The organism is Ralstonia condita (genome assembly GCF_958405655.1).
In the GTDB taxonomy this organism is placed as follows: domain Bacteria; phylum Pseudomonadota; class Gammaproteobacteria; order Burkholderiales; family Burkholderiaceae; genus Ralstonia; species Ralstonia condita.
This window is the reverse complement of record NZ_CATYWO010000008.1, coordinates 81,714-104,321: the sequence shown is the minus strand read 5'-3', so window position 1 is coordinate 104,321 and position 22,608 is coordinate 81,714. Positions and strand designations below refer to the sequence as shown.

The following is a 22,608-nucleotide window of genomic DNA, read 5'->3' as shown; positions in this document are numbered from 1 at the left end:
CAGCATGACTGCAACGCCAGAGCTGGCCAGCTTCGAGCGAGACGACCTGCACCGCGAAACCCAACGCACCCAAGGCAACCGCCTCACCCAGGCGCAGAAGTACGACACCGCTGGAAGACTGCTGGAGCAAACGCTCTCGCATCTGGACCGCACCACTGCCTACGTCAACCGCCGCCAATACCGCTACGACGCGGTGGGGCAACTCACCGGCATCAACGACACGCGTCGCGGCAACCTCACCTACCGCTATGACCCAGTCGGCAAGCTGCTCGAAGCCCACAGCGCGCTCGGGCAAGAGACGTTCGACTTCGACCCCGCGGGCAACCTGCTCGACGACCCCACGCTGCGTACCTTCGCGGCAGACCCCGCAACGGGAAGACCCGAAACCAGCAGCCGCCTGCAGGGCCGAGCCGCCCTGGTCGACAACCTGCTCAAGCAATACGCCGGCACGCACTACGAGTGGAGCGCACGCGGCAACCTCCTCAAGCGCACCGTCAACGGCCAGACCGCCCAATTCAGTTGGGATCTGTTCAACCGCCTGACCCGCTACAGCGACGACCGCCTCAGCGTGAAATACCAATACGATGCCCTCGGCCGGCGCATCACCAAACACGCACAGGCGGTCTACTTCGAGCCCCTCGGCGCTGGCAGCGTCTACATCCATAACGAACGCGCACGGGTCAACAAAGAGCTGGGATGTGGCTTCACGCTCTACGGCTGGGACGGCGACACCCTCGCCTGGGAAGCCCGGCGCGACGCCGACATCATGCGCCAGGGCGCCTACCACCCATCACCGGGCAGCACCCGCACCACGCACTATCTGTACGAACCCAACAGCTTCGTCCCCATCGCCCAGGGCGTCACGCACGGGACGCTGCCCCTGCACAAGCAGCCTGCCTATGCCGAGGCTGACTACGACATCGATGAGGATCCGCTGTGGCAGTACGAGATTCAGCCAAATCCGTTTGATAGTTTGGCTTGGTACCAGTGCGACCACCTCGGCACGCCGCAGGAGCTCACCGACCAAAACGGTGAGGTTGCTTGGGCTGCCAGCTACAAGGCTTGGGGAGCGGCGCAAGAAGTCATTAGCGATGCAGCGAGGAAGGCGGGCATCCAGAACCCGATTCGGTTCCAGGGGCAGTACTTCGATCATGAGACGGGGCTGCATTACAACCGGCATCGGTACTATGATCCGGCCAGTGGGCGGTTCATATCGAAGGATCCGATTGGGCTGGCGGGTGGGATTAACGGCTATCAGTACGCGCCGAACCCGGTCAGTTGGATCGATCCGTTGGGCTTAGCTCGATCTGGTCAGTGGGTTACCGTTGGGAACGGCCGAATAAGAATTGATCCACCACATGTGGAGAATACGAACCAACAAGTCCATGCTCACTGCCAATGCAAGTCCAGAAAGCAGGAGATTGTTGTGAATAAGGATGGCACGCAGAGCCACGGATCGCGAGGGGGCGTTTCTGGACTGACGCGAACAGAGAAAGATTATTTGCGTGAAAAGGGTTTCGATCTATGACTGATCTTGGTGAAGTGAAGATTTTTGGAACATTGGAAGGCGACGATAGGTCGTTAAAGCTGGATGAGATTTCCATCCTTGCCAAGCCGGAGGTCATTAGGGCTCTTGGTGTATTCCTAATTAATGCGGCTTACGAAATGGATTCCAATGATGCTGAGCACGTGCACCTGCAAGATTCGATATCGAACTTCTCGTATGAGAATCACGCTGATGTAATTGCTATCAATCAAGACAAAGTGAAGTTGCTTGGTGGTTAGCAGCTAAATGGCCAAAGGGCCGCGTGAGCGGCCCTTGGAGTTAGCGGGGGGGTGTCGGCGATGCGGGATGATCTGCTCCGCCCGTTTTACAGCGGGAATGTCTGTTTGGGCAGCGGTAATGGTGAGCTTGTCGTGTTGGACGTGAAACTGGGCTGCATTACAACCGGTATCCCGCACGACAATTCTTGTCCCAGACGTCCCCGGCTAGTTGATTGAACGCGATTCCACAGCAACGTTGACCAACTCGATGCGATTCAGCGAGGCAAGGTACTAATGGACAGGAACGGAACCAACATCGAGACATTTGATATGGGAAAAATGATTGGTGAAGGGTACCGAGCGGGGCAGCAAGCGCCGTCGTAGGTGTATGTGCTGAATCCGACGCTGGCCGTCGCGGTGTCCTCAGCCCGATTTACAGCAGAAATATCGTGTTGGTTCAAAATGAAATACCAATACGATGCCCTCGGCCGGCGCATCATCAAACATGCACAGGCGGTCTCCTTCGAGCCCCTCGGCGCTGGCAGCGTCTACATCCACAACGAACGCGCACGGGTCAACAAGGAACTGGGTTGTGGCTTCACGCTCTACGGCTGGGACGGCGACACCCTGGCCTGGGAAGCCCGGCGCGACGCCGACATCATGCGCCAGGGCGCCTACCACCCGTCACCCGGCAGCACCCGCACCACGCACTATCTGTACGAACCCAACAGCTTCGTCCCCATCGCCCAGGGCGTCACGCACGGGATGCTGCCCCTGCACAAGCAGCCTGCCTATGCCGAGGCTGACTACGACATCGATGAGGATCCGCTGTGGCAGTACGAGATTCAGCCCACACCGTTTGATAGTCTGGCGTGGTACCAGTGCGACCACCTGGGCACGCCGCAGGAGCTTACCGACCAAACCGGTGAGATTGCGTGGAGTGCGCAGTGCAAGGCGTGGGGAGCGGCGCAGGAGGTCATTACTGATGCGGCCAGGAAGGCTGGTATTCAGAACCCGCTGCGGTTCCAGGGGCAGTACTTTGATCATGAGACGGGGCTGCATTACAACCGGCATCGGTACTATGATCCGGCCAGTGGGCGCTTCATATCGAAGGATCCGATTGGGCTGGCGGGTGGGATTAACGGCTATCAGTACGCGCCGAACCCGGTCAGTTGGATCGATCCGCTTGGCCTATCGGGAGCAGACGTATATCGTGCAATGAAGACCGGAAACGATGGACTTCCTATCGCTGAACCTACCGCACGTGGGCTTGGTGCACGCCCCGGTGTAGATATTCCAGTTGATTCGAATGGGATGGTTCACCCGGACACGGGCGGCATTTCGGTTGCGCCGGAGTCAGCACGAAATCTTCCGCCTCATAGGCGTCCCGAAAATCTAGGCGGAACCGGGAAGGATTGCGCTTGTCTGCTGAACACAGCCGACCTCCCGAAAAGTCTGAAGTACGTGCAGGATAGCGCTAAGCACGGGACGATCCAACCAATTGCAAGCATGTCGTTATCTGATTATCAAGCGGCACTCAGTTCAACTCGTGACAAATGGATAAAGCAATGACGGGTGAACTTGATGTCGTACTGGACCGGGAACTGCGCGATGCATTGGATGAGAGTGCCAAACTCGATGTGTTTCGAACTATTCTTGTGAAATATCGGGAGAAAGGATTTAGCCCGGAATCTGTGAATGAACTGCTCGCCGCAATGAGGAATGGCGTAGCTGAAGATGTTGAAGACAGGATCCTAGAAATTATGGATATCGTTTCTGGTTTCTGCGCTCCACATATGCGAGTTTGGTGACGGACGGGCCGCATACGCGGCCTTTCGGTTACGTGTGATTAGTCATAGCTCGGGGAGATAGAAAATACGATGCCCTCGGCCGGCGCATCACCAAACACGCACAGGCGGTCTACTTCGAGCCCCTCGGCGCTGGCAGCGTCTACATCCATAACGAACGCGCACGGATCAACAAAGAGCTGGGATGTGGCTTCACGCTCTACGGCTGGGACGGCGACACCCTGGCCAGGGAAGCCCGGCGCGACGCTGACGTCATGCGCCAGGGCGCCTACCACCCGTCACCGGGCAGCACCCGCACCACGCACTATCTGTACGAACCCAACAGCTTCGTCCCCATCGCCCAGGGCGTCACGCACGGGATGCTGCCCCTGCACAAGCAGCCCGCCTATGCCGAGGCTGACTACGACATCGATGAGGATCCGCTGTGGCAGCACGAGATTCAGCCCACACCATTTGATAGTCTGGCCTGGTACCAGTGCGACCACCTGGGCACGCCGCAGGAGCTTACTGACCAAACCGGTGAGATTGCGTGGAGTGCGCATTACAAGGCGTGGGGAGCGGCGCAGGAGGTCATTACTGATGCGGCCAGGAAGGCTGGTATCCAAAACCCGATTCGGTTCCAGGGGCAGTACTTCGATCATGAGACGGGGCTGCATTACAACCGGCATCGGTACTATGACCCGAGCAGTGGGCGGTTCATATCGAAGGATCCGATTGGGCTGGCGGGTGGGATTAACGGCTATCAGTACGCACCAAATACGGTGCAATGGGTTGACCCACTCGGCCTGGCACGCACATCAAGTGGCGGAGCGGGAAGAAAACCCACATCGAACAAGCCTAATCAGAACTCCAAATGTCCTTGCCGGAAAGAGTGGGTAGTAACCCGCTACGACCGAATTTGCGAGGCGATGCTCAACGGAACCCGCGTGAAGTATTTTCGTGATCCCAAGACGAAGCAATGGTGGTCTGCAGATACGGAGGGACACGGAGGTTCTGCGTGGAAATTGATGGAAGATCAGGGTGGCAATCTTGTTCATTTCCGCGACGCGGATGTCTATGGTGATTTTATGGGAAGCACAAAGGCGAGACGGGAAAAGTAATTTCGATGAAGGGCATGAAGTGTCGAGACGCCAAAGGTGAATGATGATGAAAATTCAAACTGCAGAAGAATTCAAAGGATATGTGGAAAGTGATGACGATGCGGAGTTTTCAAAAACTCAATGGGAGGCATCTGATAGTGTGTGGTTTTCGGTCCTGGAAAAATACCCAGAGCTCTCGCGGAGCGTTGCCTTTAACAACACGATTTCCATGAGCGTTTTGGATCGTTTGTCGGCAAGCGACGATTGGATGACGCGGTGCGACGTTGCTATGAAGAGAAGAATAAGTCGAGACATATTCGAAAGATTGTCGCTAGATCCCGAGCCGGCTGTTAGGAAAAGAATAGCTCTTAATCCAAAAGTTCCAGGAGACATATTGACTCGTCTTGCTGGGGACCAAGACGAATCGGTAGCAGAGGCCGCAAAAGATCGATTGGGGTCATAGACGGAAGTAGTTGAATTCGACGCTGTCGTTACCCGTCTTCCATAGCTGCTGTCCGTGCGTTGCAGCTCAACAGATGAGAAATGCCTTTCCGAAGGTTACTGGCTTGCTGAAGGCAACTGAGACTGTTGCATCAGGTACAGCAGATGTGGTCCGAAGGGCGCGATTTGATGTTATCGAGGATCCAACAAATAAATTTCAGAATCACGCTCGAATCGTGCATCCTGATGATGCAGACGATTTTAATGATGAAAACCTTAAGGGGCTTTCCGAAGCACTTGGATCAACCACACGGTGTCCACGATGATGAAGTTCTACTTGATGGATCACGGTGGAAATTTAGCGGGAGGCGACGCATGATAAGCCGAATAGTCACGTGACCATTCGACCGATAAACGATCCGACCGATTCCAAATTAACAGACTGGGCGAAGTCCAGAGGAGGCGGCTCGACGCACTCTCTGACAGAAGGTATATTGGGAGCAGTCACTGGTCGGGGGAAAAAGTGATGGCGACCGATATCCAATCCTATTGGTCAGACTATGTAGCAAGGGTAAAATGCGCTCTTGAAAAGAGGGGCAATATTGAGTCATCGAATTCAGGATTTTACAAAAACTCTCTCGGCGGTACGGAATACGTAAGCTTCTACCCAAAGGAGATCGATCTAACACTTGATCTGACAGGTGTGGGGGATAAATATAGGGTAACTGCCGATCTGACGGATCAAGAGGGAAAAGTGATTTCTGGGGATATCTTTAAATTCGAGGGGAATCCAGATTATTTGTGCATGGCGCTTGACGCGTTCTTCCCTGATTTGGTTAAGTTGGTTTCGAATTGCCTTTAAATGAATGAGATGGCCGTGTCAGTGGCCCCTCGTTCCTCTACAGCCGGCATCGGTACTATGATCCAGGCACGGGGAGATTCATCAGCAAGGACCCGATCGGGCTGCGAGGTGGCTTGAACGCGTACCAATATCTGTTTGCGTCACCCCCGCTTTCAGGAAGTGGTAAGGCTAGTTGCGTTGCACTCCTCTGCTCATGTTGTTTTGTCGGACAACGAGCGCTCGGTGCAGGAGTTGCTGAGTAGTGGATGGTTTTACGACTCGCGTAAATTCCCTATCTCCATACTTCGCCAAGTTGAAAAAGCATCAATGTTTTTTCTAGTTCCTCTAGGGGAATTCGATGACATGGAAGGTGGGGCAGTTGCTATAGCTAGGCCACTTCTAATTGCAAGTTGTTTCAGCATCGGACGTGAGCCAAAATTATAGGATTAGTGATTTGATCGGGACGGCCAAGTGGTGGGTTAGTGGCTCCAGTTGACACGCTGTTCGGCCAACGTGTTCTGCCGGAATCGACGCATGCAGGTCATGGCTAACAGCATGACTACAAAGCCAGAGCTGGCCGCTCATCACAAGACGATGCCAGTCATCTACGCCGGCTGCGCGCGGACGAAACACCTACTAAATCGACCACCGCTTGAGCGCGGCATACCAATACGATGCCCTCGGCCGGCGCATCACCAAACACGCACAGGCGGTCTACTTCGAGCCCCTCGGCGCTGGCAGCGTCTACATCCACAACGAACGCGCCCGGGTCAACAAGGAACTGGGTTGTGGCTTCACGCTCTACGGCTGGGACGGCGACACCCTGGCCTGGGAAGCCCGGCGCGACGCCGACATCATGCGCCAGGGCGCCTACCACCCGTCACCCGGCAGCACCCGCACCACGCACTATCTGTACGAACCCAACAGCTTCGTCCCCATCGCCCAGGGCGTCACGCACGGGATGCTGCCCCTGCACAAGCAGCCCGCCTATGCCGAGGCTGACTACGACATCGATGAGGATCCGCTGTGGCAGTACGAGATTCAGCCCACACCATTTGATAGTCTGGCCTGGTACCAGTGCGACCACCTGGGCACGCCGCAGGAGCTTACTGACCAAACCGGTGAGATTGCGTGGAGTGCGCATTACAAGGCGTGGGGAGCGGCGCAGGAGGTCATTACTGATGCGGCCAGGAAGGCTGGTATCCAAAACCCGATTCGGTTCCAGGGGCAGTACTTCGATCATGAGACGGGGCTGCATTACAACCGGCATCGGTACTATGACCCGAGCAGTGGGCGGTTCATATCGAAGGATCCGATTGGGCTGGCGGGTGGGCTGAACGTCCACGCTTATGCCCCCAATCCGGTAGAGTGGATTGACCCACTTGGCTTGGCCCGCATCTATAAAGATGCCCCCTATCATGGAACTATGGACAATGCGGTGAAAAGCCGAGCCCCGACTGATGGGCAATTTGCGCTTAATAATTCAGTGCAAGTTAAAGAAACCTCACCTAGGCGCGTTGGAGTCGATGCTCGAAATGATGAGATTGTTGTCATGGACAAGACCAGGACTCATCCAAATGGCGATGAGGAATTTCATGGTCACGTTCGCTGCTGGTGTGATTTGCACAACGACCAACAATCTGCCCTTAAGAAGTCAGGAATGGTCAGTGGCAAGGGAAGGATAAAGAGGTGATTTATATGACAACTCAGTACAGCAAGGAAGATATTGAGATTATGCTGAGGTCGAATCAGAGTGATGTTGTCATAGATGCTCTCATGTATTTGTGCTTCAACATTAATGACCCAGATTGGATCCAGGATAAATGCATAAGTGCGATTGAGGTTGGAATGAACGATGATATCAAGGGCCTTGGGATTACATGCATCGGACACGTCGCCAGAATGTACGGAAAAATTGATAAAGATAAGGTTATTCCAATTCTAGAAAAAAAACTCAAGGACGAATCTCTGTCCGGAAGGGTGCGGGATGCACTCGATGATATTGATACATTTGCCAATTGATTCTCCTAAACCGCTAAAGTTAAATGAATTACCCACGAAACGCCAGATTCCTGCTGGGAATCAACTTAATAATCGAGGGCTTGTGTCGCTAGATCCGAATGAAACACACATTGGTATCCGTAATCCGGCTGATCTACCAGCTGTTCGAGGGAGGCCACACGGATCATGAGCTACGAATATAGATTGGTATTTGACGACACTACTTCAGCGCAGCATGTCATGGACTCGTTGAAGTCGAGTGACGCATACGTCAAGGCGCAGGCACTGGAAGTTTGTCTGAAGGATCGGGAGCTACAGACATTGGCTGAATATGATGTTAGGTTGACTCAAGAGAGCGATCGGTCGCTATGGCTGGAAGTTAATTTTAGATCGCTGAATTTATGCAAGCTGGTGCAAGGAGCGTTGAGCGGCAGGGTTGTTGGATGTTTCGAAGATGGGGATTTGGACGATGAAGTAACGCTGAAGGAAGCGTTTCGCATCAAGACAAACAACTAGACAACAAGGACCGCGTGAGCGGCCCTTCGAGAAGGAGCACGGCCATGGCTCAAGGAGCTGGGATGTGGCTTCACGCTCTACGGCTGGGACGGCGACACCCTGGCCTGGGAAGCCCGGCGCGACGCCGACATCATGCGCCAGGGCGCCTACCACCCGTCACCCGGCAGCACCCGCACCACGCACTATCTGTACGAACCCAACAGCTTCGTCCCCATCGCCCTGGGCAAATGTGCTTTCTTGCGATTGTTGAGCGTCATTGAGGGTCAGGCATCAACTCAGGCGCCGTGCCTACCCGGCGGATAAGTTCAGAAATTCATCTTCAGTTTAGGTGCGTTTAGTAAGTCATGACCAACGAGAAGGATGCTCTCTTACGGCGTGGCACCCAGTACGTTCCGCAGCCGGGAGCTGCCCGAGAAAGAAGAGGCGGATTGAGTTGCCCGGGCGGACTGCCGACGCAAACCGTTCCGTCGGCGAGTGGCCTTGAACCTTCACTTCCGGATATCGCGGCTTCCAGAGATGACCGCGATCGCGTTCCTCTCTGCAGCGGTATTACGGCACTTCACACGCATTGCGAAGAAGCATTCGCGACCGCCCGGATTCCGCCCTACCATCCATTCCGGCGCACGCACGGCGGCGCCGCCTAACCCTCACTTCACGCTTAGCGAGATGCACAGTCCAAAGCTCACGTTCAGCACGCAGCAAGCCTGGGAAGCCTGGCTTGAAGCCAACGGAGATGCTGTGCCCGGTGCGTGGCTCCGCATCGCCAAGCAATCGGCCGAAGCGTCCACCGTTTCCTATGCACAGGCACTGGAGAGCGCACTCTGCTACGGATGGATCGACGGGCAAAAGCAGGCGGAAAACGAGCACTACTGGCTCCAGCGATTCACCCCCAGAACCGCCAGGAGCATCTGGTCGAGGATCAACAAGGCAAAAGCCGAGGCGTTGATCGCTGCGGGACGGATGCGCCCCGCGGGGCTTCGCGCCATCGATCAGGCCAAGCGCGACGGACGTTGGGCGGCTGCCTATGCATCCGCCAGCAAGTCGACCGTGCCAGACGATCTGCAGCAGGCCCTCGACAGCAACCCGAAGGCCAAGCAATTCTTTGCCAGCCTGAATGGCCAGAACCGATACGCCATCCTGTTCAGAATCCAGAACGTCAAGAAGGCCGAAACGCGCGCCAGGAAGATTGCGCAGTTCATTGACATGCTGAACAAGGGTGAAAAGCTGCATCCCTAGCATGCAACTGCCCCTCGATGCGATGTCGCCACGGTGTGTGTGGCCGTCTTGCGCCGGTCATGGAGGCAGGCTCCGTGCGGCGGTGCATTCGCTTCAGCGGGCTGCACGGCCATCTCGCGCGATAGTCAACTGAACACCGGGAGATAAAGCAGGGCGCGCGCGGGCTCCGCCTCGTTCTCGTTGCACGGCCGACACCGCCTGCTGTGGATAAACACGTGAAGAACTTCAGGGACAACCGTGTTGGCTGCCCGGGGGCGATCTGTCGATGCCGCGCGAATAACTTTGAAGTTGCACTGTGCGCCCGCACTGCTGTGCCCGATTCATCCACGCGACGGCACACGCTGTCCGATGCGTTGTCCTTTTTCCAAGCCCTTGAGGCAACACCGCTTTTTCGAGCTATCCACAGAAAACGCAGGCCGTTATCTACTACTACTATTTTTATATACAGAAGAAATAAAGAAGAAACAGACAGCGGGGTGCCAAGCGGCATGCGCGGGTCAAATCCGCGCGCCGGGCGGACGTTCGTTTGGGGAACGCAAACCGTGTGCGTGTGGACCAACCACGACGATCAACGCGGACCGGCCTGCAGGCTGCTGTATGGAAGCACTCAATCACACGCTGTTTCTCTGGATCAATGCGGGGCCCGGGCCGTCGGCCGTCACGGTCTGGCTGGCCATGGCCTTTGCCGAATATGCCATCTGGCTGGTGCCGCTTACGCTGGTGGCCGGGTGGTTATGGGGCGAGCCATCGACGCGCCGTCATGCATTGCAGGCGGCACTGGCTGCGGCGCTGGCGCTCCTCGTGAATGTCGGTTTCGGTCTGGCGTGGTATCACCCCCGGCCGTTTGTGATCGGCCTCGGCAGCAATCTGCTCCCGCACGTCGCGGATTCGTCGTTCCCGAGCGATCACCTGACGGTGCTGTGGACCGTGGCGTTCAGCTTGATGGGGAACGCGCGCCTGCGCCGTCTGGGCATGCTGCTGGCGGGGCTGGGGTTGCCGATGGCGTGGGCGCGCATCTACCTCGGCGTGCACTACCCTTTCGACATGGTGGGCGCGGCGCTCGTGTCGGCGTTGAGCGCATGGCTGTGCAGTGGGCGCGTGGCGCATACGCTGTCCGATCCGCTGCACCGGCTCGGGCTGGCGGTGCATGGCGTGGTGCTGGCCCCGTGCGTGCGGCGCGGCTGGGTACGCAAGTGAGCACGCACGGAAGAGGCTAGGCGTGCCGCCGCCAGGCACGCCAGAACAACACCAGGGCGACCACCGTGGCGCCCACGTTGTACAGCGTGGCCAGCGCGAAGGCGTGGCCGTAGTGCGCGGCGTGTGCGGCCGGTGACGCCGCATCCGTGCCATCCACGTGGCCCAGCAACGAGAACAGCAGCACGCCCACCACGGTCACGCCGACGGCATTGCCGACGGCCTGCATGGTCGTGACCGTCCCCGCACCCATGCCCGCCTGAGCCGTCTCGACGCTGCTCAGGATGGTATTGAGCGAGAGCGGGATCACCATGCCCTGCCCAAAGCCGTTCAGCACCAGCGGCAAGATGAACCAGGCGGTGGGCGCGCCAGCCTGCGCCATGGCAGCGAGCAGCACCAGGCCGATGGCGAAGATCGCCACGCCGAGCAACAGCGCATACTGGCCGATGCGCTCTGCCAGCCGAGGCCCCGTCAGCGAGCCGGCAAAGAACGCGATGGCCGCCGGCGTGAAGACCAGTCCGGCGGCCAGCGCCGTCAAGCCGCGGCCGAACTGCAGAAGGATCGTCAGCGCCAGAAAGTACGAACTCATGGCGGTGTAGAAGAGAAAGATGGCCAGCACACCCAGGACGAAGCTGCGATTGCGGAACAGTGCTATCTCGATGATCGGAACCCGCCCCGCCGCGGACAGGGCCTGCTCCACGCGCACGAAGTGCCGCACCACCAGCAGCGCGGCCAGCGGCACCGTCCAGGACCACCACGGCCAGCCGGACTCACGGCCCAGCATGACGGGGACCAGCAGCATGACCAGGGCGACAGCACCCGCCACGGCACCGTGCACATCCAGGCGGGCGGCCACCGGCGCCCTGGACTCCGCCACAAAAGCGCGCGCCGCCAGCAGCGCCGTGACGCCGATCGGCACGTTCACCAGGAACACCGCGCGCCAGCCCGATACATCGGCCGCCAGCGGATGCGCGATCAGCCAGCCGCCGATGATCTGCGAGATCGAGGCCGCGACGCCTTGCACCGCACCCATCGTGCCAAACGCGCGGCGGCGCGCATCGCCGTCGAACAGCACGCGCAGCGAAGCCATGACCTGCGGCATCAGGATGGCCGCGCCCAGGCCCTGGCCGACGCGCATGGCGATGAGCATCCATGGCGTGCTTGCCAGCCCGCACAACGCAGATGCCAGTGTGAACAGCGCCATGCCCGTGAGGAACATGCGCTTGCGCCCGAAGAGGTCGCCCAGGCGCGCGCCATTGAGCAGGAACACCGCATACGCCGCGCTGTAGCCCACCATCACGAGCTGGATCTGCGCGAAATTCGCATGCAGCCCGGCGCGGATGTCCGGGATCGCCACGTTGACAATGAACAGATCGAGAATCGTGACAAAGTTGCCGGTGAGCAGCGCCGCAAGCGCGGGCCAGCGCCGCGTCTCGCCGGCGGCGGCGAGACTTCCTGCGGGAAGGGATTCCGTTGACATGGTGGGGTCTCGATTATTAATATACGGTCGTACGTATACTAAAGAGGCATTCGATTGCGTCAAGGACCGATTGCGTTGACCCCACTCACCGATAGGGCATTGCCATGAACGAAACCGATGGCCGCCGTCTGCGCGGTGAACGTGCGCGCGCCCAGGTGCTCGAGCACGCGGCCGCCATTGCCTCCACCGACGGGCTCGAAGGGCTGACCATCGGCCGCGTCGCTGCCGATGCCGGGGTGGGCAAGGGCAATATCCAGGTGCTCTTTGGCGATAAGGAAAACCTGCAGCTCGCCACGCTGGATGCGGGGGTCGTCCATTACCTCACGTCGGTGGTCGAGCCTGCGATGGCGCTCGAGAGTCCGCTCGCCCGCCTGCGCGCGCTGACCGACGGCTGGTTCGACTACGTGGCCAGCGGGCAGTCGCCGGGCGGATGCTTCGTCTGCGCTGCCAGTTACGAATACCGCGCGCGTCCCGGCGTCCTCCAGGACCGCGTGCGCGCCCACCGCGAAGGGGTGCGCAGGCGGTTTCGCGAGGTGATCGCCGCAAGTCTGGCGGCAGGAGAGCTGCGCGCCGATCTTGACGTCGACCAGCTCGTCTTCGAAATCGAATCGTTCCGCTCCAATGCCAACGTGGCATTCCTGATGGGTGACATGGCGGTGTTCGAGCGCGCACGCCGCAGCACGCGGGCGCGTATCGATGCGGCCATCGCATGAGCGGCGTTGCCCAGCGGGGCGGCGTGGTGCCGACCCGGCCGTTTCATCTAATATGTGGCCTCTTCCGAGGCCCGAGGGCGGGCGCGTGACGCGATTCCCCAAGGCGTCGACACCGCCATGGCCCCAGTCTTTGCCGTCGTCTCAAAACAAGCCGAACAGGAACCTGCCACCATGAACTGGACTGCGACCCGACCGATCCGCGTGGTCGTGCTCGATGACCATGCAGTCGTCCGTCACGGCCTGGCGGCGCGACTGAAGCAAGAAACAGATATCGAGGTGACCGGCATCTTCGCCTCCGGGCGGGAGGTCGTGCAGGCCCTCAGGAACAACGCCGTCGGCGTCGACGTCCTGCTGATGGACTACTCGCTGGGTCCGGCGGAAATCGATGGGCTCAACCTCATCCGCCTCATCCGCGTGCGCTATCCCGAACTGAAGATCCTGGTGGCCTCGGCGCACCACAACAAGGCGACGGTCGGGATGGTGATGCATGCCGGCGCGCGCGGGTTTGTCGGCAAGGAAGAGGAGCTGGCCGAACTGGTACGGGCCATCCGTACGGTGGCGACCGGCGGCAAGCGCCTGAACGCCGCGTTGGCGGCCGAGATGGAGCGCGATGGGCTGGACGATGCGGCGCCCGCCGCGCCTGCCGCGCGCGGAGCGAGGCTGTCACCGCTCGTGGATCGCCCGGAGTTGAGCCCCCGCGAGCGCGAGGTCCTGCGCTGCTGCCTCGACGGCATGTCCGTGACCGACATTGCCGACAAGTTCGCGCGCAGTATCAAGACCATCAGCTCGCAAAAGCAATCGGCTTTCCGCAAGCTGGGCATCCGGTCCGATACCGAGCTGTTCAAGATCCAGCACGAACTCGACGGGCCGTGAGTCCCGGCGGTGTCGCGCGGCCTGCCTGCCGAGCGTGGGTCCTGCCGCCGGAGCCAGTCAGGCGTTGTGCAGGACGCGCAGCAGCAGATTTTCCAGCTGCTTGACCTCGGCCGGCGAGAATCCGCGCAGCAGGTTGTTCAGCACGTCCATGACCAGGGGCCGGATCTCCGGATACAGCGCGAGGCCCTGCTCGGTGAGCGAGACAACCACCGAGCGGCGATCCGCATCGCTGGGGGCCCGCTTGACGATGTTCTTCTTTTCGAGCCGGTCGATCAGCCGCGTCATCGCGCCCGGATCGTAGTGCAGCAGGCGCGAGAGTTCGGCGGGCGTGCTGGCCAGGCCCTCGGCCAGGTAGATGACCACGGTCCACTGTGCGGCGGTCAGGTCCAACGACGCCAGGGCGCTGTCGATATGCGTCACCAAGGCATGCCGCACCCGATGCACGAGTCGGCCGATGTTGGTGTCGCGGTCCATGGTGTCAAGCTGGTAGGCGCCTTCGCCCGCGCTGGCGGCCTGGGGCGGTGTCTGCGTGTCGATGCTCATGGTGGTGCTCCCCGTTCTGCCGGTGATCCGGCTTGTCAGGCGCGCCGTGCGTTCCCGATAACGCGAGCGTGCTCCATTGCACACTAATCTTCGCTTGCCCAGGCCGTCAAGCCGGGATCGGCACCGAACGACGTCATCAAATTTCGTTGGATACCGCTGCAAAACGATTGCGGTTGGCAAAGGCGGCGAGCTTCGTATCATGGTTGAAACGCCGACGCCGCAGCGTGTCCGGCGGCGTGCCGTTTCTCCTCCAAATTCCTTTTTTCAACGCCATGAATCTCCACCTTCAGAACAAGCTCGCTCTCGTGAGCGGCTCGACCAAGGGCATCGGTTATGCCATCGCTGTAGCACTGGCCGCCGAAGGCGCCCGTGTCATCGTCAATGGGCGTTCCGAGGCCTCTGTGGCAGATGCCATCGCGCGCCTGCAAGCGGAAGTGCCTGGCGCACAGGTCGACGCCTTTGCCGGCGATTTGTCGAGCCCGGCCGAGGTCGATGCGCTGCTCGGCCGCTTCCCCAAGGTCGATATCCTCATCAATAACCTCGGCATCTTCGACCCCAAGCCGTTCGAAGACATCGACGATGCGGAATGGCTGCGCTTCTTCAACGTCAACGTGATGAGCGGCGTGCGCCTGTCGCGGGCTTACCTGGGCGCCATGCGTGCCCAGAACTGGGGCCGCATCGTCTTCATCAGCAGTGAGAGCGGCGTCCAGATCCCGGCTGAAATGATCCACTACGGCGTGACGAAGACGGCGCTGCTCGGCCTTTCGCGCGGGCTGGCCGAACGCTGCGCCGGGACGGCCGTCACCGTGAATGCGGTGCTGCCGGGGCCGACGCGCTCCGAGGGGGTGGACGCCTTCGTGGAAAAGCTCTCGGGTGGTCAGAGCTTCGAGGCGTTCGAGAAGACCTTCTTCGAGACGGCCCGGCCCACCTCGCTCATCAAGCGCTTTGCCACCCCCAAGGAGGTGGCCAACCTGGTGGCCTACGTGGCGAGCCCGCTGTCGGCGGCCACGACCGGCGCCGCGCTGCGTGTGGATGGCGGTGTGGTCAAGTCGGCGTTCTAGAAAAGCCGACCCAGGATCACAGATAAACGTTTGCGCTCAAGCTTTTCCTCGCGGGACCGTTGTTAACCCAGACGACGACCCCGAGGAAAAAAACATGCGAGCGTCTGTGCCCCTGTCCCATTCTTCCGCACCTGCCACCAGCCTTGGCACGCGCCTGGCCATCATCGGGCTGGCCGCACTGGTGCTGGTGTTCGGCCTCTTTGCGCTGGCGATTTCGCAATCGAGCCTGCGCACACTCGAGGCCAACACCCAGTCGGCCATGCATGATCAGGAGGCCGCCATGCGCGACATGATCGGCCTGTTCGACGGCACCATGCGCACCGAGGCCGACCGCTTCCTCACGGCCTTTGCGGATGCCGCTCCTGGCCCCTACAGCGTGGACCCGGCGCAGACCGTCGAAGTCGCCGGCAAGCCTACGCCCACCTTCAAGAGCGGCGATACGGTACTGAACCTCAACTTCACCGTGCCCGACAAATTCTTCGCCCGCACGGGCGGAACCATCGCCACGGTCTTCGCCCGCACCGGCGACGACTTCGTGCGCGTGACCACCTCGCTCAAGAAGGAAAACGGCGAACGCGCGATCGGCACGCTGCTCGATCGCGCGCATCCGAGCTACAGGGGGTTGATGGCCGGCGAACCCTTCCGCGGCCTGGCGTGGCTGTTCGGGGTGCCCTACATGAGCAAGTACGAGCCAGTGCGCAATGCGTCGGGCAAGGTGATCGGCGCGTTGTATGTCGGCGTGGACGTACGCGCCGAGCTGAAACTGCTCAAGGAGAAGATCCGCTCGCACGGCATCGGCAAGAGCGGCGGATACTTTGTGATCGACGGCAAGCCCGGCGCCGACCAGGGCAAGGTGCTCATCGACCGCAACACGGCACGCGAAGGCAAGAATCTGCTCGACGCCAAGGACGCCGGCGGCCAGGCCTGGGTGCGCGAGATGATCGCACGCAAGGACGGCACCCTGCGCCACGCGCTGGCCGATGCCGACGGCGGCGCCGCGCGCGAGCGCCTTACCGTGTTCACGCAGTATCCGGACTGGCAGTTGCTGATTGCCGGCACAGCTTACGTCGATGAACTCGAAGCCGACCTCGTTTCGGCGCGCAACCGTTTCCTGCTGCTTGGCCTTGCGCTGGGGGCGCTGCTGGCGGGCGGCCTGTACTGGATGCTGCGTCGCGCGGTCAGCACGCCGCTGGCGCAAGTGGTGAACGTGGCGGAGCGCGTGGCTGCGGGTGACCTCACACACCGCCTGCCAGCCACCCGCCGCGATGAAATCGGTCAGCTCATGCGCGCAGTGAACGGCGTCGGCGATGGCCTCACGGGCATCGTCGACAAGGTGCGCGCCAGCGCCTCCACCATTGCCTCCAGCACGGGCCAGATCGCCGCGGGCAACGCAGACCTTTCGGCGCGGACCGAAGCGCAGGCCGGTAACCTGGAACGCACCGCGTCGAGCATCGAACAGCTGGCGGCCACCGTTCGCCAGAATGCCGACAGCGCGCAGCATGCGCACGACATGGTGCAGTCCGCCAGCGAAGCCGCCAACGCGGGCGGGCAGACCGTCGAACGCCTGGTCGACACCATGTCGGGTATCCACGCGACGGCGCAGAAGATTGCCGACATCACCGGCATCATCGACGGCATTGCCTTCCAGACCAACATCCTGGCGCTCAACGCCGCCGTGGAAGCGGCGCGCGCAGGCGAGCAGGGCCGTGGCTTTGCCGTGGTCGCCGGCGAGGTGCGCAGCCTCGCCCAACGCAGCGCGGCCGCCGCGAAGGAGATCAAGGAACTCATTGGCCGCTCGGTCGAGGAAGTGCAGGCGGGCAACGAAGCCGCACGCGGCGCGGGTGACGCGATGCACGACATCGTGACGCGCGTGGAGCGCATCGCCGGCCTGATGGGCGAGATCAGCCATGCCTCACGTGAGCAGTCTCAGGGCATCGAAGAGGTCAACCGCGCGGTCACCTCGATGGACGAGGTGACGCAGCAGAACGCCGCGCTGGTGGAGCAAGCCGCCGCCGCCGCCGAAAGCCTGCGTCACCAGGCACAGGAGCTGCGCGGCGCGGTGGATGTGTTCCGGCTGGCTTGAGCCCGGCCGCGCACCGCGCCCAGCTTCGTCGTCGACAGCGTTGGGGGGCGGTGCCGTCTGCGGGCGCTTGAAGGTGTCTGCCGCGAGCGGCCGGATGCGGGCCTAGGGGCGACGGCGCGACGGCCCTACTGCAGCACCGCTCGCCGCACCAGCGCCACCAGCGGCGGCCGGATCGAGCGTTCAAGGCCGGGCCGCAAGTGCAGTGGCTTGAGCAGCATCTTGGCCGCCATGTCGATCGGCAGGTGCGAGCGCACTACCGAGCTCACGCGGGAGTTGAGGGCGCGCACGTCGGCGTCGGGCACGTCTTCCTGCCCGTGTTCGATGCGCAGCACGTTGCGCAGGGCGATCATCGAGTCCTCGTTCTTGATCTCGCGCAGTCGCGCGGCCAGTGCCTTGAACACGCGCATGCGGCCCACCTGCTCGCGGGCATTGCAGGCATTGAAGAAACGGAAGAAATGCTTGTAGTGGCGTACCTCGTCGGCCGAGATGCGGCTGGCGAGGTCGCGCAGCACGGGTTCATCGGCATCGTCGGCGGCCTGCGCGATGGCGCGGTAGAAGGTGGCGGTGCCGGTTTCGACGACGCAGCGCGCGGCCATCTCCAGGGCCTGCGTTGGCTCGAGCTGTTCAACCGAACAGGTGACGGAGTATTCCTCGAAGAACCTGGCGTAACCGCGTTCCCAGTCGAACGTGGGCCAGACAGTCTCGACATAGCGGCGCAGCGCGCGGCCATGCTGCAGCTCTTCGCGCTCCCAGTGGTGAGTCAGCCAGTGGGCGGCCTCCGGGATATCGGCGTAATACGCGGCGAGGTTGCCGGCGTACAGGTCGGAGCCGCTTTCGATGAACGAAGCACAGGTCACCAGATAGAACAGCATGCGGTGCTCGCGCACGCGCGCGAGGTCGATGCCGCGGTAGTCGATCTCGTCGATCGACCAGGGCAACGGCTCGCTTGCGTTGGGTGTTTCCTGATGAAGCGGTATCACGGCGCGTCCTCCATCGGGGTGCCGCAAGCAGTCGACTGCCCCGATCACAGGGTTGAAGCATCACGTCATATGTTTCAAGACCGATGTGCGCCGATGAAGGTTCCTAGCCGTCATGTCCGACGCGCAAGGTGGCGCATCGCTCATGGTGCATGCGTCACCTCGGCTGCGCTGCCAGCGCCGCGCGGCGTGTGGGTCGGCGCGTAGCGCAACCCGAAGGCGAACGACACGAGCGCAACGAACGCCGCGGCCACCATTGCCCACTCGACCGCTGCATAACCGCCGGTCGCCTTCCACAGCAGGGCGGCGAGCCACGGCGCGCTCGCCTGGGCAAGCAGAACGGGCGTCATCATCAGGCCATTGAGGGTGGCGTATTGGCTGCGAGAAACGAGTTCAGGCATGGCAATCGCACGCAGCATGGTGTTGATGCCATTGGCCGCCCCGTACACGAGGGCAAACACAACCAGCAGCGGCCCGCTCGAGAGCGCCAGCAGGATGAGTGCCACCGCCATGGCCACATACGTGGCCGGAGCGATGCGGATCGGGTGTGGCAGACGGAAACGCATCATCGCCAGCCGGCCGAGCACCTGGGCGGGCCCGATGAGCGCCGCGATCAGCAACTGGCGACCGGTGGGCACGCCTTTCTCGGACAGCAGCGGAATCAGATGCGCACCCAGTACCGTGGCGATCAGGCTGACGGACACGAAAGCCAGCACCACGGCCCAGAACACCGGCATGCGAAGCGCCGTGCGCCAGGCCGACGCCGCCACGGGTGCGACATCGTCGATGGTGCCTGGCGGGTGCACCTGCGGCTTCACGCGCAGCCGCAGGTGTACCGGCAGGCAAATCAGGAGATGGGCCAGCGCGAACATCTGCAGTGTGTGGCGCCAGCCGATATGTTCCACGCCCCATTGCGCCAGCGGAATGCAGATCGTGCTGGAGAACCCCGCGATCAGCGTCAGGCCGATGATGGGGCGCTGGTATGCCTCCCCAAAGACCTGGCGCAGTACCACGAAGGCAGGGTCGTAGAGCGTGGTCGCCATGGCCACGCCCATCGGCAGCCAGAGCAGCAGAAAGGCCGCCTCGCTGGACACCCGCGACCACGCCAGCAGGCTGCCCGCCGCCAGCACGGTGCCAGCGCCCATCACGCGCCGGGCGGGCCAGTGGTCCAGCGCGCGGCCCACCCAGAACGAACATAGCGCCCACACGAGCAGCCCGAGCGAGAATCCGCCCGCCAGGAACGGCCGCGCCCAGCCGAGCGCATCGTGCATCGGCGCCAGGAAGACGGTGAAGGTGAAGTACAGCGTGCCCCAGGAGACGGTCTGCGCCAGGCCGAGCAGCAGTACCAGGCGCCGGCCTTCAGGCGATGCCGGCGAGAGAGAGCGTGTCATGGGAGGGGGAGCGATGTGGCGGCAGGCCTGCGTGACGTGCGGAAATTCTAGCGGCGGGTGTCCGGTTGCGCGTGCCGCTGAGGTGGGGTGCGTTCATCGCGCGGCGGGGGTGCCGATCAGCGCGCGGAGTGCCGGCGCATCCACGATTTCCACCGCGCGATAGTGGCATCGGACCCACCCCTCGCGTTGCCAGGCCTGCAGATACTTGGAAATCGTCTGGCGGGATCGCGCGAGCATGCGACCCAGCTCCTCGTTGCTGGCCGCCACGGTGCGCCCGTCGCCGGCGCGGGCGAGCTGCAGCAGGCGCTGGGCGAGGCGCGCATCGGCGGGCATTTCGCTGGCATGCTCGAACTCGTCGAAGATCAGCCGGATGCGCTGGCAGAGCTGCTGCATCAGCGCCCACATGCCGGCCGGGTAGGCAGACACCACACGCGCAAATGTGGCGCTGCCGAGCAGGATGAGGGTGGTCGGCCCCTGCGCATGTGCGCTGTGCGTACGGCCGCCGCCGTCGATGAGGGCAATCTCGCCAAACCATTCGCCAGCGCGCAGCACGCCGTAGACGAGTTCGCTGCCGCCATCGGTCGTGCGGCTGATGCGCACGCGCCCCCGCACGATCAGGAACATGCCCTGCGCGGGGCCGCCGTGCGGATGGATGCACTCGCCATCGGGGTACGTGACCAGGCGGGCGCTGGGCGCGATCTCCGCCAGCAGCTCGGCTGGCGCCCCACGCAGCCAGCCCTGCGCGAGTTGCGCCGGGTTCGGGGCGGGGGCGGTATGGGGCGCTCCGGCAGGCATGGTGGCAGGATGCGGCGAAAGGGGAGGATGCATTGTCAAACGCTTGACAGTCTGTGCGCAAGCGCCGGGCAGAGAATGCCCCACAAGCTGCGCGAAGACGGCTGACACGACGCGGCACCGACGCGACCCTCTGGCGACGAAGGAGACACCCCCCAATGACCGATCCGCAACACACTGCGCCCCGCGCGACGTTTTCCCACATGGAGCACGGCACGCGCGAGGACTGGGCCGCCATCTCGGCCGAATTCATGCCCTTTGCCCGCGCATTGCCCGACCGTGTGCTCGCGCACCTGAAGCTGCTCGACGGCGATTGCGGCGGCTTCCCGATCGATCGTCTCGCGCATTCCCTGCAAACCGCCACGCTCGCCCACCGCGACGGCCGCGACGAGGAATACGTGGTCTGCGCGCTGCTGCACGATATTGGCGATACGCTGGGCAGCTTCAACCACCCGGACATCGCCGCGGCCATCCTCAAGCCGTTCGTGAGCCCCGAAAACCTGTGGATGGTCGAGAAGCACGGCATCTTCCAGGGCTATTACTTCTTCCACCATCTGGGGCTCGACCGCAACCTGCGCGAGCAGTACCGCAGCCAGCCCGAGCTGTTTGAGCGCACCGCCGAGTTCTGCGCCAAGTACGACGCCGCCGCCTTCATGCCCGATTACGACAACCTGCCGCTGTCGTTCTTCGAGCCGATGGTGCGCCGCGTGCTGGCCAAGCCGCGTAACTCCATCTACGTGAAGGAAGGGGAGAGCGAACTATCGCAGCCGAAGGCCGCGGCAGCGTGATGTGCCGGCCTAGGCCTTCACCACATTGACGGGCGCGCCTGCCGCCCACGCCGCCACGTTGGCGAGCGTGGTGTCGGCAATGCCCGCCAGCGCCTCGCGTGTGAAGAACGCCTGATGCGCGGTCACGATGACGTTGGGAAAGCTCAGCAGCCGCGCCAGCACGTCATCCTGCAGCACGTCGGCGGAGCGGTCTTCGAAGAACAGATCGGCCTCTTCTTCGTACACGTCCAGCCCGAGGTGGCCGAGCTGACCGGTCTTGAGGGCGTCGATCAGCGCGGGGCTGTCGACCAGGCCGCCGCGGCTTGTGTTGATGAGCATGGCGCCCGGCTTCATGCTCGCCAGCGCGCTGGCGTCGATCAGGTGATGCGTATCGGCGTTGAGCGGGCAGTGCAGGCTGACGATATCGGACTGCGCCAGCAGATCGGGCAGCGGCACGTAGGTCACGCCAAGCGCAGACAGCGACGCCTGCGGAAACGGATCGAACGCGAGCAGCCGGCAACCGAAACCCGCCATGATGCGTGCGAACACCTGCCCGATCTGCCCCGTGCCGACCACGCCGACGGTCTTGCCCGCCAGGTCGAAGCCCAGCAATCCATCCAATGAGAAATCGCCTTCGCGCGTGCGGTTGCAGGCACGGTGCAGCCGCCGGTTGAGCGTGAGGATCATGCCGACCGCATGTTCGGCCACCGCGTGCGGCGAATACGCCGGCACGCGTACCACCGTCAGCCCCAGGCGCTGAGCGGCGGGCAGGTCGACATGGTTGAAGCCTGCCGAGCGCAGCGCGATCAGCCGCGTACCCCCCGCTGCCAGCGCTTCGAGCACCTCCGCATCGAGGCAATCATTCACGAACGGGCACACCGCTTCAAAGCCCGCTGCGAGGGGCGCCGTTTGCGCTTCAAGGTGCGCGCGCTGGAAAACGAGGTCGAAGCTATGACCGCCGCGCGCGAGTGAGGCGCGGAAGCTGTCTTCGTCGTAACGGTGGCTGCTGAAAAAGAGGATGCGCATGGCGGTGGGGCAAGCGGACGTG

24 protein-coding genes and 1 pseudogene are annotated in these 22,608 nt (G+C 61.8%); 18 read left to right on the top strand and 7 right to left on the bottom strand.

Features of this window, described 5'->3' with window-relative positions:
* Window positions 1–4 precede the first annotated feature (4 nt).
* The 13 genes and pseudogenes from R2N03_RS19335 (at window position 5) to R2N03_RS19280 (ending at window position 10,883) form a co-directional block, all read left to right on the top strand.
* On the top strand, window positions 5–1,528 hold the full coding sequence (locus R2N03_RS19335; protein ID WP_316659469.1) for an RHS repeat-associated core domain-containing protein: 1,524 nt from the start codon (window positions 5–7) through the stop codon (window positions 1,526–1,528).
* Complete coding sequence (locus R2N03_RS19330) at window positions 1,525–1,785, top strand: Imm32 family immunity protein (RefSeq protein ID WP_316659468.1); 261 nt, start codon at window positions 1,525–1,527, stop codon at window positions 1,783–1,785. The genes R2N03_RS19335 and R2N03_RS19330 overlap by 4 nt, the downstream gene beginning before the upstream one ends.
* A 441-nt stretch (window positions 1,786–2,226) precedes the next feature.
* Window positions 2,227–3,336 carry an RHS repeat-associated core domain-containing protein gene (locus tag R2N03_RS19325; RefSeq protein ID WP_316659467.1) on the top strand — a complete coding sequence of 370 codons (1,110 nt, stop codon included), beginning with the start codon at window positions 2,227–2,229 and terminating at the stop codon, window positions 3,334–3,336.
* Window positions 3,333–3,575 (top strand): hypothetical protein, encoded by a 243-nt coding sequence (locus R2N03_RS19320; protein WP_316659466.1) that lies wholly within the window; start codon window positions 3,333–3,335, stop codon window positions 3,573–3,575. The genes R2N03_RS19325 and R2N03_RS19320 overlap by 4 nt, the downstream gene beginning before the upstream one ends.
* A 251-nt stretch (window positions 3,576–3,826) precedes the next feature.
* Entirely contained in the window at window positions 3,827–4,672 is an 846-nt protein-coding gene (locus R2N03_RS19315; protein WP_316659464.1) for an RHS repeat-associated core domain-containing protein, read from the top strand.
* Between the two features lie 40 nt (window positions 4,673–4,712).
* On the top strand, window positions 4,713–5,114 hold the full coding sequence (locus R2N03_RS19310) for a hypothetical protein (protein ID WP_316659463.1): 402 nt from the start codon (window positions 4,713–4,715) through the stop codon (window positions 5,112–5,114).
* 504 nt (window positions 5,115–5,618) lie between these two features.
* Window positions 5,619–5,954 carry a hypothetical protein gene (locus R2N03_RS19305; protein WP_316659462.1) on the top strand — a complete coding sequence of 112 codons (336 nt, stop codon included), beginning with the start codon at window positions 5,619–5,621 and terminating at the stop codon, window positions 5,952–5,954.
* Window positions 5,955–5,992: 38 nt separating this feature from the next.
* Window positions 5,993–6,088 (top strand): annotated as a pseudogene (locus tag R2N03_RS21055) (RHS repeat-associated core domain-containing protein); the annotation flags it as partial.
* Between the two features lie 497 nt (window positions 6,089–6,585).
* Window positions 6,586–7,626 (top strand): RHS repeat-associated core domain-containing protein, encoded by a 1,041-nt coding sequence (locus R2N03_RS19300; RefSeq protein ID WP_316659461.1) that lies wholly within the window; start codon window positions 6,586–6,588, stop codon window positions 7,624–7,626.
* Window positions 7,627–7,631: 5 nt separating this feature from the next.
* Window positions 7,632–7,955: a hypothetical protein gene (locus R2N03_RS19295; protein ID WP_316659460.1), complete on the top strand. Its 324-nt coding sequence runs from the start codon at window positions 7,632–7,634 to the stop codon at window positions 7,953–7,955.
* Between the two features lie 165 nt (window positions 7,956–8,120).
* Complete coding sequence (locus R2N03_RS19290) at window positions 8,121–8,450, top strand: hypothetical protein (protein WP_316659459.1); 330 nt, start codon at window positions 8,121–8,123, stop codon at window positions 8,448–8,450.
* A 666-nt stretch (window positions 8,451–9,116) separates the two neighbouring features.
* Complete coding sequence (locus R2N03_RS19285) at window positions 9,117–9,686, top strand: YdeI/OmpD-associated family protein (protein WP_316659485.1); 570 nt, start codon at window positions 9,117–9,119, stop codon at window positions 9,684–9,686.
* Window positions 9,687–10,283: 597 nt separating this feature from the next.
* Window positions 10,284–10,883, top strand: coding sequence for an undecaprenyl-diphosphatase (locus R2N03_RS19280; RefSeq protein WP_316659458.1), 600 nt, complete (start codon window positions 10,284–10,286; stop codon window positions 10,881–10,883).
* 16 nt (window positions 10,884–10,899) lie between these two features.
* On the opposite strand, the gene R2N03_RS19275 is transcribed toward R2N03_RS19280, so the two are convergent.
* Window positions 10,900–12,360: an MFS transporter gene (locus R2N03_RS19275; protein ID WP_316659457.1), complete on the bottom strand. Its 1,461-nt coding sequence runs from the start codon at window positions 12,358–12,360 to the stop codon at window positions 10,900–10,902.
* A gap of 104 nt (window positions 12,361–12,464) precedes the next feature.
* Here R2N03_RS19275 and R2N03_RS19270 point away from each other — a divergent pair, with 104 nt between their 5' ends.
* Together R2N03_RS19270 and R2N03_RS19265 are read left to right on the top strand one after the other, a co-directional pair.
* On the top strand, window positions 12,465–13,073 hold the full coding sequence (locus tag R2N03_RS19270; RefSeq protein ID WP_316659456.1) for a TetR/AcrR family transcriptional regulator: 609 nt from the start codon (window positions 12,465–12,467) through the stop codon (window positions 13,071–13,073).
* Window positions 13,074–13,244: 171 nt separating this feature from the next.
* A complete protein-coding gene (locus tag R2N03_RS19265; RefSeq protein WP_316659455.1) occupies window positions 13,245–13,946 on the top strand; it encodes a response regulator in 702 nt (233 codons plus the stop codon).
* Between the two features lie 57 nt (window positions 13,947–14,003).
* Here R2N03_RS19265 and R2N03_RS19260 read toward each other — a convergent pair whose 3' ends face one another.
* Together R2N03_RS19260 and R2N03_RS19255 are read right to left on the bottom strand one after the other, a co-directional pair.
* Window positions 14,004–14,489: a MarR family winged helix-turn-helix transcriptional regulator gene (locus R2N03_RS19260; protein ID WP_316659454.1), complete on the bottom strand. Its 486-nt coding sequence runs from the start codon at window positions 14,487–14,489 to the stop codon at window positions 14,004–14,006.
* 136 nt (window positions 14,490–14,625) lie between these two features.
* The gene (locus R2N03_RS19255) at window positions 14,626–14,763 is read right to left on the bottom strand and encodes a hypothetical protein (protein ID WP_316659452.1); all 138 of its coding nucleotides are present in this window, start codon (window positions 14,761–14,763) and stop codon (window positions 14,626–14,628) included.
* On the opposite strand from R2N03_RS19255, the gene R2N03_RS19250 reads away from it, so the two are divergent.
* Both R2N03_RS19250 and R2N03_RS19245 read left to right on the top strand, forming a co-directional pair.
* Window positions 14,762–15,550 carry an SDR family NAD(P)-dependent oxidoreductase gene (locus R2N03_RS19250; RefSeq protein WP_316659451.1) on the top strand — a complete coding sequence of 263 codons (789 nt, stop codon included), beginning with the start codon at window positions 14,762–14,764 and terminating at the stop codon, window positions 15,548–15,550. The genes R2N03_RS19255 and R2N03_RS19250 overlap by 2 nt on opposite strands.
* A gap of 94 nt (window positions 15,551–15,644) precedes the next feature.
* Entirely contained in the window at window positions 15,645–17,633 is a 1,989-nt protein-coding gene (locus R2N03_RS19245; RefSeq protein WP_316659449.1) for a methyl-accepting chemotaxis protein, read from the top strand.
* A 125-nt stretch (window positions 17,634–17,758) separates the two neighbouring features.
* Here the strand turns inward: R2N03_RS19245 and R2N03_RS19240 are convergent, their stop codons facing one another.
* From R2N03_RS19240 to R2N03_RS19230, 3 genes are all read right to left on the bottom strand, one after another.
* Complete coding sequence (locus R2N03_RS19240; protein ID WP_316659484.1) at window positions 17,759–18,571, bottom strand: ferritin-like domain-containing protein; 813 nt, start codon at window positions 18,569–18,571, stop codon at window positions 17,759–17,761.
* Between the two features lie 182 nt (window positions 18,572–18,753).
* Window positions 18,754–20,001, bottom strand: a complete 1,248-nt coding sequence (locus R2N03_RS19235) for an MFS transporter (protein WP_316659448.1) — start codon at window positions 19,999–20,001, stop codon at window positions 18,754–18,756.
* Between the two features lie 93 nt (window positions 20,002–20,094).
* Window positions 20,095–20,796, bottom strand: coding sequence for a Crp/Fnr family transcriptional regulator (locus R2N03_RS19230; protein ID WP_316659447.1), 702 nt, complete (start codon window positions 20,794–20,796; stop codon window positions 20,095–20,097).
* Between the two features lie 155 nt (window positions 20,797–20,951).
* Between R2N03_RS19230 and R2N03_RS19225 the strand changes: the two genes are divergently transcribed.
* Window positions 20,952–21,581 carry an HD domain-containing protein gene (locus R2N03_RS19225; protein ID WP_009239664.1) on the top strand — a complete coding sequence of 210 codons (630 nt, stop codon included), beginning with the start codon at window positions 20,952–20,954 and terminating at the stop codon, window positions 21,579–21,581.
* Window positions 21,582–21,590: 9 nt separating this feature from the next.
* On the opposite strand, the gene R2N03_RS19220 is transcribed toward R2N03_RS19225, so the two are convergent.
* Complete coding sequence (locus R2N03_RS19220) at window positions 21,591–22,586, bottom strand: 2-hydroxyacid dehydrogenase (protein ID WP_316659446.1); 996 nt, start codon at window positions 22,584–22,586, stop codon at window positions 21,591–21,593.
* Window positions 22,587–22,608: the final 22 nt, after the last annotated feature.